The 14365-nt window shown below is 41.8% G+C and carries 14 protein-coding genes; 11 read left to right on the forward strand and 3 right to left on the reverse strand.

Annotated elements, in window-relative coordinates; all coding sequences use genetic code 11:
* Nucleotides 1-303: 303 nt before the first annotated feature.
* On the forward strand, nt 304-477 hold the full coding sequence (locus ACFIKH_RS06305; RefSeq protein ID WP_375670371.1) for a hypothetical protein: 174 nt from the start codon (nt 304-306) through the stop codon (nt 475-477).
* A 322-nt stretch (nt 478-799) separates the two neighbouring features.
* Here ACFIKH_RS06305 and ACFIKH_RS06310 read toward each other — a convergent pair whose 3' ends face one another.
* On the reverse strand, nt 800-1153 hold the full coding sequence (locus ACFIKH_RS06310) for a helix-turn-helix domain-containing protein (RefSeq protein WP_375671216.1): 354 nt from the start codon (nt 1151-1153) through the stop codon (nt 800-802).
* 1798 nt (nt 1154-2951) lie between these two features.
* On the opposite strand from ACFIKH_RS06310, the gene ACFIKH_RS06315 reads away from it, so the two are divergent.
* From ACFIKH_RS06315 to ACFIKH_RS06345, 7 genes are all read left to right on the forward strand, one after another.
* Nucleotides 2952-3110, forward strand: coding sequence for a hypothetical protein (locus ACFIKH_RS06315; RefSeq protein ID WP_375626353.1), 159 nt, complete (start codon nt 2952-2954; stop codon nt 3108-3110).
* 317 nt (nt 3111-3427) lie between these two features.
* The gene (gene infA / locus ACFIKH_RS06320; protein WP_004857577.1) at nt 3428-3646 is read left to right on the forward strand and encodes a translation initiation factor IF-1; all 219 of its coding nucleotides are present in this window, start codon (nt 3428-3430) and stop codon (nt 3644-3646) included.
* Between the two features lie 275 nt (nt 3647-3921).
* Nucleotides 3922-4614 carry a Maf family nucleotide pyrophosphatase gene (locus ACFIKH_RS06325; protein ID WP_375648872.1) on the forward strand — a complete coding sequence of 231 codons (693 nt, stop codon included), beginning with the start codon at nt 3922-3924 and terminating at the stop codon, nt 4612-4614.
* Between the two features lie 21 nt (nt 4615-4635).
* Nucleotides 4636-4920, forward strand: a complete 285-nt coding sequence (gene yacG / locus ACFIKH_RS06330) for a DNA gyrase inhibitor YacG (protein ID WP_375671218.1) — start codon at nt 4636-4638, stop codon at nt 4918-4920.
* A gap of 324 nt (nt 4921-5244) precedes the next feature.
* On the forward strand, nt 5245-5442 hold the full coding sequence (locus ACFIKH_RS06335) for a hypothetical protein (protein ID WP_375671220.1): 198 nt from the start codon (nt 5245-5247) through the stop codon (nt 5440-5442).
* A gap of 80 nt (nt 5443-5522) precedes the next feature.
* Nucleotides 5523-5948 carry a hypothetical protein gene (locus ACFIKH_RS06340; RefSeq protein WP_375671222.1) on the forward strand — a complete coding sequence of 142 codons (426 nt, stop codon included), beginning with the start codon at nt 5523-5525 and terminating at the stop codon, nt 5946-5948.
* A gap of 13 nt (nt 5949-5961) precedes the next feature.
* On the forward strand, nt 5962-6738 hold the full coding sequence (locus tag ACFIKH_RS06345) for a hypothetical protein (protein WP_375671224.1): 777 nt from the start codon (nt 5962-5964) through the stop codon (nt 6736-6738).
* Between the two features lie 428 nt (nt 6739-7166).
* Here ACFIKH_RS06345 and ACFIKH_RS06350 read toward each other — a convergent pair whose 3' ends face one another.
* Together ACFIKH_RS06350 and ACFIKH_RS06355 are read right to left on the reverse strand one after the other, a co-directional pair.
* Entirely contained in the window at nt 7167-7532 is a 366-nt protein-coding gene (locus tag ACFIKH_RS06350; RefSeq protein WP_375670369.1) for a helix-turn-helix domain-containing protein, read from the reverse strand.
* Between the two features lie 359 nt (nt 7533-7891).
* Nucleotides 7892-8275: a helix-turn-helix domain-containing protein gene (locus ACFIKH_RS06355; RefSeq protein ID WP_375651925.1), complete on the reverse strand. Its 384-nt coding sequence runs from the start codon at nt 8273-8275 to the stop codon at nt 7892-7894.
* Between the two features lie 624 nt (nt 8276-8899).
* On the opposite strand from ACFIKH_RS06355, the gene ACFIKH_RS06360 reads away from it, so the two are divergent.
* From ACFIKH_RS06360 to ACFIKH_RS06370, 3 genes are all read left to right on the forward strand, one after another.
* Entirely contained in the window at nt 8900-9046 is a 147-nt protein-coding gene (locus ACFIKH_RS06360) for a hypothetical protein (protein ID WP_375625376.1), read from the forward strand.
* Nucleotides 9047-9651: 605 nt separating this feature from the next.
* The gene (gene clpB, locus ACFIKH_RS06365; protein ID WP_375671226.1) at nt 9652-12231 is read left to right on the forward strand and encodes an ATP-dependent chaperone ClpB; all 2580 of its coding nucleotides are present in this window, start codon (nt 9652-9654) and stop codon (nt 12229-12231) included.
* 861 nt (nt 12232-13092) lie between these two features.
* Entirely contained in the window at nt 13093-14232 is a 1140-nt protein-coding gene (locus ACFIKH_RS06370) for a hypothetical protein (RefSeq protein WP_375671228.1), read from the forward strand.
* Nucleotides 14233-14365 lie beyond the last annotated feature (133 nt).

Here is a 14365-nt window from a genome sequence, read left to right on the forward strand (position 1 = left end):
GTTACAAGAAAGCACTGGGTGTAAATAAAAGTTCTTTTAAAAGTCGTAAAATGCTTCTTATGAACCCTTTTGATAGCTAGAATTTGTCGAAAAATTTTATGTTGGTCAAGGGAAATAATAGGGCGGTTTATATCTATGATTTAAGTAAAAATAGGAGGATTTAAATGAAAAGGGAGGCGAGATTTTAAAGACAGTTGTCGAGAACGTTATTGTGTAATGATTTTTTACAGATTTTCTGATTTCTTTAAATATGTAAAAACATAAAAACGGAAATGTGCAAAAAAGGAAGCTGGGACTTTATGCGTGGTGTGTGATTTTATCATGGCATGGCATGGCATGGCATGGCATGTGATGAGAGGAGTGGAGGGAAGATTGGGGTGTGGGGATAAAGAGTCTTATGAAGGGAGGGGGCGTTTTAATGAAGAGGTGGGTGTGTTGACGGGAGAGAAGATTGGGGTGTGGGGAAGTTGCTTTTGACGTGGGATTGACCGGTGCTTTGCGTGATCTTACTTTAGGGTGGTGAAGGGGCAAGAATATTTTAAAATAGGACGTATCTGTCGCGTTTGATGAAATATCATCCTTTGAGGGGTGGTGATCTGAAATCAGCAGGGGAATTCGCTAGAGTAAGAAGCTGTATTGTTGACAAACCTATGTTTACAAAGCGGTGCGAGAGGAATTTGAAAGTTTCGTTTGGCTGCTTTCTGTAAATGTAGAGAAGCATAAAAACGTTGATCCGTAAAATAAAAATGTATATCCGTAAAATGATGCGGAGGGATTTATGCTTTGTGTGCGCTTTTGCTTAATCAGAAATCAACCACAAGATTGCTTTTTGTTTTTTCGGCTTGAGCTCTCTAAAATTTTTTAAAAGGGCGTGCTCTTTTTCGCTATAGGTGTATTGATTGTGGTGTAAGAGAGTTTCTTTTGTAGCAAGGTCTGCATAAAAAAAGCTTATGGGAACATCTAGTTTTTGGGCGATTTCGAGTAAACACCCTGCGCTTACACGATTGAAGCCTTTTTCATATTTTTGGATTTGTTGGAAACTGACGCCTAAATAGTTTCCTAATGCTTTTTGGGAAAGTCCCATTGAAATGCGTCTATGACGAATTCTTTTGCCTATCAAAATGTCGATAAAATGTGGATTTTTGGTTTGCACGTCAAGCCCCCCGCCGGTTGCGAGCGCCCTCGCATTGGTATTCCGGGAGTCTGAAAACACTGACTTGACTCAGCTTTTTGCTTTTAGTGCTGAGAAGCACTTGGACATAGCAAAATCTCCTGGAATTCCGGGAAACCTACAAAAGTGGGCTCAATTGTACGCTAGGGTTTAGGGCTTGTTTTCCCTCTTGATCGCTGCGTAGACGATCAAAATCACTCTTTAAGTGATAAAGTAATTGCAGGAGATTGGCAAGAAGAATCAAAGTAATCTTAAAGACTACAAGATTGGGTACTCTTTAAAAAAGTGCGAAATATGGATTATAAATAGCGTTTTTTTCTATAGAGATGTCGATAAAATTTGGATTTTAGTTTGTACTTCAAGCCCCCCTCCGGTTGCGAGCGCCCTCGCATTGGTATTCCGGGAGTCACAAGTACTGAACCCTAGTCAGTTTTTTTGCTTTTAGTGCTTAAAGCACTTGGACATAGCAAAAACTCCCGGAATTCCGGGCCCCCCACAAAAGTGGGTTCTATTGTACGCTAGGGTTTAGGGCTTGTTTTCCCTCTTGATCGCTGCGTGGACGATCAAAATATCTTTTAAGTCATAAAGTAATTTCAGGAGATTGGCAAACAAAAATAGTTTTTATTTATAAACTTTATTTTTTAATGAGAGGCTGTCCGTCTTTCAAACTCTCCGGAACGCTCACCAAAATCATGATTTCAGATCCGCGTTTAATGAGGAGACTAACAATCCTAGGTTCTTAAGGTCAAGGAGACCATTACATGGCGCCTAACGGCGTCCTTGACCCCAAGAAACCTAACGGCTTGTTTTGTCTCTCTCACGCGGCTCCGAAATCATGATTAGAAGGGGAGCTTATAGGGGGTGTGGTATCAGGCATATCAATTTATCAAGGTGTTTTTTGTGAGAGTGTGTGATGAATATTTAGGCTGGATTTCCTTTTCTGGTCTGGTGAAATAGTCTCGTTTGAGGGGTGTGATCTGAAGTCCGTGGGGGGATCTGAAGTTTATAGGGGGTGTTGGCTAGGTAAGAAGCTGGGTTGTCGAGTATTGTTTTTAGAGTAGCGCGGGGTGGGGTGGAAGTTTCGTTTGGCTGCTTTCTGTAAATGTGTAAAGGCGTGAAAACGGAAATGTGCAAAAAAGGAAGGTGCGACTTTATGCGTGGTGTGTGATTTTATCATGGCATGGCATGGCATGGCATGGCATGGCATGTGATGAGAGGAGTGGAGGGAAGATTGGGGTGTGGGGGTGACGCGGTCTATAAAGGGGGGTAAAGCTGGGATGAAGAGGCGGGTGCGTTGATGAGAGAGAAGAGAGGGGGTAGGGAATGGGAATGAACAGATTAGAAGGGGGGGATAAGAGACGGTGGTGCGAAGGGGATGCATGAAGGATGGTGTGAGGAGATAGGCTTGGCTTATGGTCCTTAATGAAGTGGTGTCATTTGAGGGGGTGATCTGGAGTGCGGGGGGGGATCTGAAGTTTATAGGGGGTGTTGGGTAGGTAAGAAGCTGGGTTGTCGAGTATTGTTTTTAGAGTGGTGTGGGGAGGGGTGGAAGTTTCATTTTGTTGCTTTCTGTAAATGTGTAAAAGCGTGAAAACGGAAATGTGCAAAAAAGGAAAAGGCTTTATGTCGTTAGGGGCGTTGTGGTTAATGATACGCAATGTATGGGGATCGTGTTTTCGAAGGTAGGGAGAGCAACATAAATGGAAGGAGTGGCTTAGAGGAAATGTGTGGAGAGAGGAAAAATGGGGCAAGGCTGTGCGGGAAATGCATAGAGAGTGGCGTGTGGGGTGGTGAAGGATGTTGTGGAAGGCTGCGTGAAGAATGGAGGAGGTTTTTGAGAAAAGGAGGGGGCTTTTGGTGTGGGGAGTGGTGTTTATCTGAAGGGCGCATGTTTAAGGTGTGGAAGGGAGAAGGTGAGGAAAAGTTGGAGGGAGGATGATTGTTTGTAAGTGGTGGAGGATAAGTCAGAGGCGTTGGGAAAATGCTTGAGGGGGAGAAAATTTAGCGTAATTTCTCGTCACTCTGAAATCAAGATCATCATAAAAATTGGAGGAAATGGGTGGGTAAAATTGGTGGAGAGAAAGTTTTGTGCCAAAATGTGTGGGGTGATGTTTTTTGAGCGCATGAGAGAGTAAACTTGAAAAACCTTTCTCTTTTTGTTGAATTTTTATTCACAAACTCAAGAAAATAGGGTATGAACGCTGGAAATAACGCACAGCTTAACAAAAATGTGCACTGTAAAGGAAATGTTTGTTTATGTCAAAAGAAGAAGTTTTAGAATTTTCTGGTATCGTTACTGAACTCTTACCGAACGCAATGTTTCGTGTGAAACTGGAAAATGATCATGAAATTATTGCGCATACTGCTGGTAGAATGCGAAAAAATCGTATTCGCGTGTTGGCAGGTGATAAAATCATGGTGGAAATGACACCTTATGATTTGACAAAAGGGCGCATTACATATCGCTATAAGTAGCCTTAGGGGTGGCTTGTGCTTTTTTGTAAAAGCCATCATATTATTTCTATTATTTTTTAACAGTTTTTAAGCTTGCTTTTCATGAGTGAAAAAAGGGGAGTGTTTGAATGGCCTTGAAAAACTGTAAAATTAATGCGGAAAAAGATCAAGGAGATTAATGGCGCTTAAAAAGGGGCTCTTAAAAGGGAGTGCTTAAAAAGGGGCGCTTAAAGGGGGTCGCGTAAAAGGGGGTGTTTAAAAGGGGTGAGAGGGAAGTCGATTGTGAAGGGGTGGAAATGAAAAATATAAGAGAGTGGGGGGAAAAACGTTTGGCAGATGCTCTTACAGAAGAAATTCATTTGGTGCTTGCTTCCGCTTCGCCAAGGCGTTTAGCGCTCTTAGCACAAATAGGGATTGATCCTCAGCAGGTTTGTGCAAGCGATATTGATGAAACGCCAAAATTAAAAGAACATCCTGCAAACCTTGCCAAACGTTTGGCAAAAGAAAAAGCCCTGAAAGCCCAAGAAATTTTGCGCTGGTACAATCAGAATGCTCAAGAAGAATTACCTCAACAGAAAATGATTATCTTGGCTGCTGATACGGTGGTGGCTGTGGGGCGCACCATTCTCCCTAAACCAGAGGGTGAAGACGAGGCTTATGAATGTTTGCGATACCTTTCGGGGCGGGCGCATAAGGTCTATGGCGCTATTTGTGCCTTGAATGAAAAGGGGAAAAAAACCGTAAAATTGGTTGAAAGTCGTGTCCGTTTTAGACGCTTAACCCCTGCTGTGATGAAGGCTTACCTTGCTTCAGGAGAATGGCAAGGGAAAGCGGGTGGCTACGCTATTCAGGGAAAAGCCGGTGCTTTTGTTGTCTATATCAGGGGTTCTTATTCCAATGTGGTTGGTTTACCGTTGGCTGAAACAGCCGATCTCTTGACCGCTTATCACTATCCGCTTTTTACGCACTGGGCTGAAGAAACGCATTAGAAAAACTTTAAGGCAAGATCAATGCAAGGTGAAAACCAAAAAAAAGAGAAAAGCCAAAATGAAAAAAAAGGAACAGAAGAAAAACTAATGAAGGAGCAAATGACAAAGGTGCGCCAAGAAAAAAAAGAGCTCAATTTGCAAAAAGAGACTCGCCTTCCGCATCCTTGTCCGATTTGTGGTCAGATGGCACAACAAAACGCCTATCCTTTTTGTTCCACACGGTGCCGAGCCATTGATCTTAATCGTTGGCTTTCTGGCGCTTATATTTTACCGCCCCCGCCGCAGAAAAGTGATGAGGAAGAATAAAGAGTCCTCTTGAGGAGAGAATGCTCAGAGCGTTTTTTGTGTTGGAGCTTAAGGGGGTACGCGGGATTATCGTAAATGGATTCAAGGGTTGGATTAACGGCTTGCTTATTGTCGTCGTTCGTAGAGATGCAGATTAAGTTCAATCAATGATGAAAGTTTTAATATATATCTAAGACTTAGCACTAGTGGTTTTGTAATTATAAATTTCTTTGTTGCGGGGAGGTCGATAATGTCTTTAGGGTGTGAGGGAAGAATTGATCATCTCATCAATATTGCTGAGGTATGGCTAAGGAAAAAGAGGGGCGCGTGTTTTGGTGCAAATAGATGGGGCAACAAACAATCGCTTGCTGGTGCTTTGTTGCGGGGAGGTTGTTGATGTCTTTAGGGTGTGAGGGAAGAATTGATCATCTCATCAGTATTGCTGAGGTATGGCTAAGGAAAAAGAAGGGCGCGTGTTTTGGTGCAAATAGATGGGGCAGCAAACAATCGTTTGCTGGTGCTTTGTTGCGTGAAAGTTGTTGATGTCTTTAGGGTGTGAGGCAAGATTGATCATCCAATCAATATTGCTAAAGTATTGCTAAGGAAAAAGAGGGGTGCGTGTTTTGGTGCAAAGAGATGGGGCAGCAAACAATCGCTTGTTGGTGCTTTTGCTGGGTAATGGTATGGTGTCATTTGGGGGCTGGATTGATTATATCGTGATTTTGACCGTATCTGTGTTCATCTGGAAAGCTGATCAATATGATGTCGCTTTTATTGGAGCGGCAACATTATTACCTGGTATCGTTCTGTCTAAGCCAATTGGAATGTTGGTAAGTCACCGTTCTATGATCCATTGGCTGCGGGCGTCACTGCTGTTACGGGCGCTATGTACTGTCGGTTTATTGCTGGCGACGAGTCTGCAAGGATTTATTATATTGGCAGTTATTCGAGCGATATTCAATAGTGTCGCCATGCCTGCAATTTCCGTTCTTAGTGCAAATTCGGTGCCTAAACACGAACGGACGGACTCGTTACTATTCTGTGCTTAACATGATCAATAGCATGGCGAAGATGATAGGACCTGCTTTGGGTAGTGCTCTCTCTGCATTTTTGTCAGATACATATACTTTATTGTTTTCTGGATTTCTGACATTGCTAGGCTTTATCGTGTTTTGTTTTATTGGTGCACAACCTGTCTCGTCGCTAAGAATAAAAAAAGCGAATACCACGCAAGTACAGCAGAGGCTTTATGGGACAACTTGGTATGCCTATGTGGCGGTGATATTTGTGTATTTTGCCATGATCTTTATGGTGAATAATCAGTTGCCCGTTATTCTTAGTGTAATGAAAATGAATAAACAAGCTCTTGGGATGTTGGTATCGGCTTCGGCGATTGGTAATTTTCTCTATGGGTTTTGGCGTGTGAAACAATCAAAGCATAAACCCCTTACAGGCAAAATATCGGAGTTGTTAATGCCGGCAATGTCATCAATGATTGGTTTTGTCATGATCTCAGTGTGCTTTTTTTACTTTGATTTACTCCGTATTGAGACTTTGTTGTTCTGTTTTTTTCTTATTGGAATGGTGAGCGCTTACTTTTCCATATCTTCTAATGTTTATCTGGTAAGCAATTTCAATGAACAGATTGGGGTGGCTTCCGGATGGGTGCAGTCTATACAAAATTTAGCTATGTTGGTGGCGCCCTTTGTTGGAGCGTTTGTTTTAGGTCACACTTCGGCTGGAAAATTGTTCCTTCTTTCTGGATTGAGTGGATTATTCTGTTTATTGGCTATCAGGATATTGGTGAACCGTTCTTTGTCAATTGTTCGTTCTCAATGATTGGCTCATCAACGAAACATGTATTTTAAATCATTTTTCTGAGATTCAGGGGGCACGGGAATAATCCAGCATCGGGAAGCTTTTTCAACGTTATAGATTCAATTTTTGATTTTTACTTAACCGCTCATATGTTTTTTTTCGGGGCTTTGCCTTCTTGACACTGTTCCACTGTCTCGTAAACTCAATAGGGGGCATGGTTTTGAGCAACAATGTCATTTTTGTGTGACTCTGCTTTGCTACGAATAGTCAAACTTTAAACCCCAGTCGCTGATCCTCAAGCAGCTTGGCTTAAAGCAATAACAGAAACAGAAAACGAGCTATAGCGTGAATTATCCTATCATGCTGTAAAACATCACTCTTTGGGGGGGATATCAGGTATGGGAAATTTTAAGCAGGGGGGGAGGATATATTGATCGTTGCATTTTTTCCTAATCAGAAATTAACCATAAGATTGCCTTTTGTTTTTTTGGCTGGAGGTCTCTAAAATTTTTTAAAAGGGTGTGTTCTTTTTCGCTATAGGTGCATTGATCATGGTGTGGGGCATGTATTGAAAGATTTTCTTTTGTGGCAAGGTCTGCATAAAAAAAGTTCACGGGAATTTCTAGTTTTTGGGCGATTTCCAGTAAACATTTGGCACTTACACGATTGAAGCCTTTTTCGTATTTTTGGATTTGTTGAAAACTGACGCCTAAATGGCTTCCTAATGCTTTTTGGGAAAGTCCTATTGAAATGCGCCTGTGGCGAATTCTTTTGCCTATCAAAATGTCGATAAAATGTGGATTTTTAGTTGGCACTTCAAGCCCCCCTCCGGTTGCGAGCGCCCTCGCATTGGTATTCCGGGAGTCTGAAAGTACTGAGCTCTAGTCAGCTTTTTGCTTTTAGTGCTTAAAGCACCTGGACATAGCAAAATCTCCCGGAACCCCGGGACACCCACAAGAGTGGGTTCATTTTTACGCTAGAGCTTAGGGCTTTCAGTTCCCTCTTGATCGCTGCGTAGACGACCAAAATTACACTTTAAGTGATAAAGTAATTTCAGAAAATTGGCAAGAAAAATCAATATGTCATAAAACAGTATTGTTTGAGGGATGTGGTGATATCAGGTATGGGAAATTTTAGGCAGGGGGGGAGGATATATTGATCGTTGCATTTTTGCTTAATCAGAAATTAACCATAAGATTGCTTTTTGTTTTTTCGGCTGGAGCTCTCTAAAATTTTTTAAAAGTGCCTGTTCTTTTTCGCTATAGGTTTCTTGATCATGGTGTGGGGCATGTATTGAAAGATTTTCTTTTGTAGGAATATCTTCTTTTGTGGCAATGTCTGCATAAAAAAAGTTCACGGGAATTTCTAGTTTTTGGGCGATTTCCAGTAAACATTTGGCACTTACACGATTGAAGCCTTTTTCGTATTTTTGGATTTGTTGAAAACTGACGCCTAAATGGCTTCCTAATGCTTTTTGGGAAAGTCCTATTGAAATGCGCCTGTAACGGATTCTTTTGCCTATCAAAATGTCGATAAAATTTGGATTTTTAGTTGGCACTTCAAGCCCCCCTCCGGTTGCGAGCGCCCTCGCATTGGTATTCCGGGAGGTTGAAAATACTGAATCCGAGTCAGTTTTTTTGCTTTTAGTGCTTAAAGCACCTGGACATAGCAAAAACTCCCGGAAACTCAAGATATCCGCAAAGTGGGTTCGTTTTTACGCTAGAGCTTAGGGCTTGTCTTCCCTCTTGATCGCTGTGTTGGCGATCAAAAACACGCTTTAAATTTGTAAAGTAATTTCAGTATATTGGCAAGAAAAATCAAAAATATTTTTTATTCTGTTATGCCATAAAACATCGCTCTTTTAGGGGGGAAGAGCTAGAATATTCATGATAGGGCTTGATTTGTTGAGTCTGAGGAAGTGCTGTCGTTTGAGGAGGGGTGTCTGAAGACTGTAAGGGGATTAGGCAAAAAGCTTTGTTCGTTTATAGACTATTGTTTATAGAGCAGCGTGGGGTGGTGAACCTTTCCTTTAGCTTTGTTCTGTAATAATGTAAAAGCGTAAAAATGTGAATCTGTAAAAGTGAAGTGGAGGATTTGTGGATTTATGCATTGTGCGTGTTTTGGGTCATGTTGGGCTTTTGTCTGGCATGGAATGTGGTGAGATAAATGGGGGGACGCATTTGTGAATGGAGCGGGGAAGTTGGGAGGAAGAGGGGTGTTAAGCGCGTTGGTTGGAGAAGAGTGTGTAAGGGAATATTTTAGGCTGGACTTAACTGCCTTGTCTGATGAAGTGCGTCTTTTGGGGGGTGGTGATAATTATATGAAGTGATCAGTAGTCCTTCCTTAGATAAGAAGCTGGATTGTTTACAGACCAGTGTTTACAAAGCGGTGTGCGGGGCGATAGTTTGGAAGTTTCGTTGGCTTACGTTCTGTAAAGATGTAAAAGCGTAAAAATGTATATCCGTAAAAGTGAAGTGGAGGACTTATGGATTTATGCATTGTGCGTGTTTTGGGGTCATGTTGGGCTTTTGTCTGGCGGGGAATGGGGTGAGATAAATGGGGGAAAGAGTGCTGTGAATGGAGGGGAAGTTGGGAGGAAGAGGGGTGTTAAGTTGTTAAGTGTGTGATGGTGAGGCTTTGCTGGTGGGGCTGTGCTGGTGAGGGCTGTGATGGTGAGGGCTGTGATGGTGAGGGCTGTGATGGTGGGGTTATAGGGGAGTTGCAGTTTTTATTTAAATAATGACAGTGTGCCTTTCTCTCCCTCTTGCTATAGGGCTTGTGAGGACCCATATTCTTTTTAGCACTACGGTTCTTCTTCATGTGGCATCATTTGCGGTGTTTTGTGGGGGGTGGTTGGTCCTTTGAAGATGTCTCTTTTGTGGAATGTTGGGGGAATTTAAAGTGCGGTGGTGGCTTGAGATTTAAGGAAAAAAAATGAACTTGGAAAAATATAGCGAACGCGTGCAGGGTTTTTTACAATCAGCACAAAGTGGTGCCCTTGCTTCTGATCATCAGCAGTTTTTGCCGGAGCATCTGTTGAAAGTGTTGTTAGACGATTCTCAAGGATTGGCAGCATCACTGATACAAAAAGCGGGTGGTGATCTTACTCTTATTCGAAAGGCGCTTAACGAAGCGCTTGATGCTTTGCCTAAAGTGCAAGGGGGAAATGGACAGCTCTATCTCTCTCAGCCGTTGGCAAAAGTCTTTAACATAGCGGAAGATCTGGCGAAAAAAGCTGGTGATCAATTTGTGACTGTGGAGCGTGTGTTGCAAGCGCTGATCATGGAAAAGACCGCAAAAACTGCTGATATTCTTACAAGCGGAGGGTTGACAGCGCAGGCGCTTAATGAGGCTATTAATGATTTGCGGAAGGGAAAAACAGCAACAAGCCCCCATGCCGAAAGCCAATATGATGCTTTGCAAAAATATGCTCGTGATTTGACAAAAGATGCCCGTGAAGGAAAACTGGATCCTGTTATTGGGCGGGAAGAGGAAATCCGCCGCACTATTCAGGTGCTTTCACGGCGGACCAAAAATAATCCTGTGCTTATTGGTGAACCAGGGGTGGGGAAAACAGCTATTGTGGAAGGGTTGGCATTGCGCATTGTTAATGGTGATGTGCCTGAAACCTTGCGTGATAAACAGCTTCATGCGCTGGATATGGGAGCGCTTATCGCTGGTGCAAAATATCGTGGGGAATTCGAAGAGCGCCTTAAAGCGGTGCTGGCAGAGGTGCAAGCTGAAAATGGGCAGATCATTTTGTTTATCGATGAATTGCATAATCTCGTGGGGGCTGGAAAATCTGACGGGCCTATGGATGCTTCTAACTTGTTAAAGCCTGCTCTTGCACGCGGAGAGCTCCATTGTGTGGGGGCTACTACGCTCGATGAATATCGAAAATATGTTGAAAAAGATGCTGCTCTTGCACGCCGCTTTCAGCCTGTCTTTGTACCGGAACCCTCTTTAGAGGATACTATCTCTATTTTGCGCGGTATTAAAGAAAAATATGAACAACATCACAAAGTGCGCTTGGCAGATAGTGCTTTGATTGCGGCGGCGCGTTTGTCTAACCGCTATATTACGGATCGTTTCTTGCCGGATAAAGCTATTGACCTTATCGATGAAGCGGCGGCGCGGTTGCGCATGCAGGTCGATTCAAAGCCGGAAGAACTCGATGCTGTTGATCGGCGTATTTTACAGTTGAAGATCGAACGGGAAGCTTTGAAAACAGATGTCGAGCCAACAGCAAAAGAACGTTTGAAAAATGTGCAGGAGGAACTGAAAACATTGGAACAACAGTCCGCTGAGATGACAACGGCTTGGCAGGCTGAGAAACAAAAATTAGGGCATGCTGCTGATTTGAAAAAACAACTCGAAGAAGCCCGTAATGCTTTGGCTATTGCACAACGTGACGGACAATTCCAACGCGCTGGAGAGCTCGCTTATAGTGTTATCCCTGAACTCGAAAAACAATTGAGCATCGCGGAAAATGATGATCAACAAAATCATCTCGTTGAAGAGACGGTTACTGCTGAACATGTGGCACGGATTGTTTCACGCTGGACTGGTATTCCTGTTGATCGGATGCTGGAGGCAGAACGGGAGGCGCTGTTGCGGATGGAAGATGAAATTAGCAAACGTGTGATTGGGCAGGGAGAGGCTGTGCAAGCTGTTTCTCGCGCTGTACGTCGTGCGCGCGCAGGGTTGCAAGATCCCAATCGTCCGCTTGGCTCTTTCATGTTTTTGGGTCCTACCGGTGTGGGAAAAACCGAATTAACTAAAGCACTTGCCGCTTTTCTGTTCCAAGACTCCAATGCCATGTTGCGCATCGATATGTCTGAATATATGGAAAAGCATGCTGGGGCGCGGCTGATTGGGGCGCCGCCTGGATATGTCGGATATGAAGAGGGTGGGGTGCTGACGGAAGCTGTGCGTAGAAGACCTTACCAGGTCATTCTATTCGACGAAATTGAAAAAGCACATCCGGATATTTTTAATCTCTTGTTGCAAGTGCTTGATGAGGGACGTTTGACCGATAGTCAAGGACGTACTGTCGATTTTCGCAATACCTTGCTGATTATGACTTCTAATCTTGGTGCTGAATTTTTAACCGCTTTGCCTGAAGGACAAACAACCGATCAGGCAAAAAATGATGTTATGAATGTCGTGAAAGCGGCTTTCCGTCCGGAGTTTTTAAACCGTATTGATGAGATTATTCTCTTTCAAAGGCTGCAACGTCACGATATGGAAGCGATCGTCGATATTCAGATAGAACATTTGCAAAATTTGCTCAATGAACGCAAAATAACTTTGCAAATCGAGCCAGAGGTGAGAAAATTTCTTGCCAATAAAGGCTATGATCCGCTCTATGGTGCGCGTCCGCTTAAACGGATTATCCAAAAAGAAATTCAAGATCCACTGGCGGAAAATATCTTATTTGGAAAAATTCACGATGAATCAACGGTGAAAATTACAAAACAAGGCGATCGGTTGGAATTTTTGCCTGAAGATTAAGTGTGGAGAAATTCACGCTATAAAGAGCGGTGATAATCCTATTATGTGATAAAACACCGCTCTTTGAGGCGTGCTGATTTAGAAAAATTCACGATGAGACAGCGGTGTTTTATTGCAAAGCAAAGGGAGTGGTCGGTTTTTTTGCATGTTAAATGAGCGTTCTCGAATATCGTAGGATTCTTTTACTTCTGTTTGTCGTGAAAGCTATTTTCTTGCAATGTTATAAGTGAAGTCACAAGCGGGATTGCTTTATTGCTTTATTGCTTTGTGCGTAAAAGCGTTAAAGAGAAATGCCGTTTATTCGCCGTAAAATATTGCTCTTTGAGGGGGCTGATCTGTGGCATGGGGGATTTTAGACGAAGATATTTTGACGATGGGTTGGAGTTTTGCTGTTTAAGAAAAAGGTGGAGGATGCGTAAAATGCACTGCTCTCTCATTTTTTTCGGTGATATGCGTTTTTCTGCTTTAAAATTTTGCTAAAAGTTTTTTAAAATTGTTTGATTGATTGCACTCTTGTTAGTGGCTCGTAGATAATGAAGCATGATTATCTGCACAATCAAGTTTGCTCCTTTGCAGTTTTTTAATCAAGATAAAGACTTAAAAACAAGACCCCTAACCTGTTTTTGGTTAAAATTTCCGCTATTCGTTGTTATAAAAGCAAGTTTAAGTGAAGGTGTATATTAAAAATATCATCTATATCTTAATTTACTTTACTTTTCTTATTTACCAATAAACTATAATATGGTAAATACTAAGTAAAACAAAAAGATAATGAACTTTTTTTAAGAGTTTTAATAAAAACTGTATTGGAGTTTATTGATCAAAAGGATCATTTGAAATTTAAGCGGGGGGTGTAATCTCATGAAATTAGCCACAAACTTAGCCACAAACAAGGAATTAATTAACAGCTGGTTTGCAAAGGAGGTTAAGAGTTACAATCGGCGTATTCCAAAAGGCTTAAAGGATTTCTACGAGGATAGGAAAGATTCGTTAATAAGTGATGATGAGCTTCAACAGGAAATTTTGGACTTTTTAATACGGGATATGCCGTTAACACCGGACGATTCCAATCCATTAAAGATGTTTCTTGAACAAGACATTTCTTTTAGGAAGGAGCAAGGGGCGAGAGTTTTTGATACTATTAGAGGTGAGCATTCGATATCTGTTAAAAGTGGAGAAAGCGTTGATCCATTTAAAGTGAATGATCCAGAAATTGACGCATCATCTATACCGGACAAACGAAAAGATCGCTATCCATTTCTAGTGACGTGTGATCGAACAGAGCGTGCTTTTAGAGAAGAGTATGGGCTGGACAATCTTTTAGAAGAGATTAGATCGTCTCTCCGAGAGCAGGATAATGTTGAGAGTTACAATTGGTTAGAAAAGCTTATTGATCGTGCATTAAACAGTGAAGTTGCACCGTTACAAGAAACACAAGAAATCTACATTCCAGACATTCGTGATCATCGTTTAGATGAAAAATCATATGAGCTCGCTATAAAAATCATTCGACAAGCAGTCGGATGTCTTGGGATTCGCTCACGTTTGTACAATGCTTGTTATTTTCAAAAAGCTTGTTCTTTGCGTGATCTTGTATTCATTTTTGTCAGCAATGCTCAATTTGATATAAATGATCAAGTTCTTAACGAAGTCATGAATATGTCGACAGTTGATGACGCTAAAAATAACCTTTTAAAAGTACAAAATTTTGGTGAGAGAAATAGCGATGTTATTGGTCTTGCCATGTCAAAAAAAGCGATATCTATCGATGACTTAAAAATAAAAGGGTATAGCGAGTTTGATCCAAACAATTTGCGCACGAATATCTTTTTTCATATTTCGCAATCGTCATTATTTCGTCCGTTTGAAACAATGATTGTTTTTAAAGCAGGGACTGATGATCAGATTGAAAAAACAATAAAAAGGTATGAAGTCGCTAATGACATGAAGTTAAAAGAAGAAGCAGAGAAAGAAGCTTTAAAAAGAGTGAAAGTGCTATAAAAAGACTAATTGAGGCATTCAAAAGTCACTGGAAAATTATAAGTGACAACAAAAATGCAGCTGATTATCCTCCCTTCCATAAAACATTGCTCTTTGAAGGGGTGTGGTGTGCTAGAATATTTGAGGGCAGAGC

The organism is Bartonella sp. SD1336NMGDW (assembly GCF_042193565.1).
Classification (GTDB): Bacteria; Pseudomonadota; Alphaproteobacteria; order Rhizobiales; family Rhizobiaceae; genus Bartonella; species Bartonella grahamii.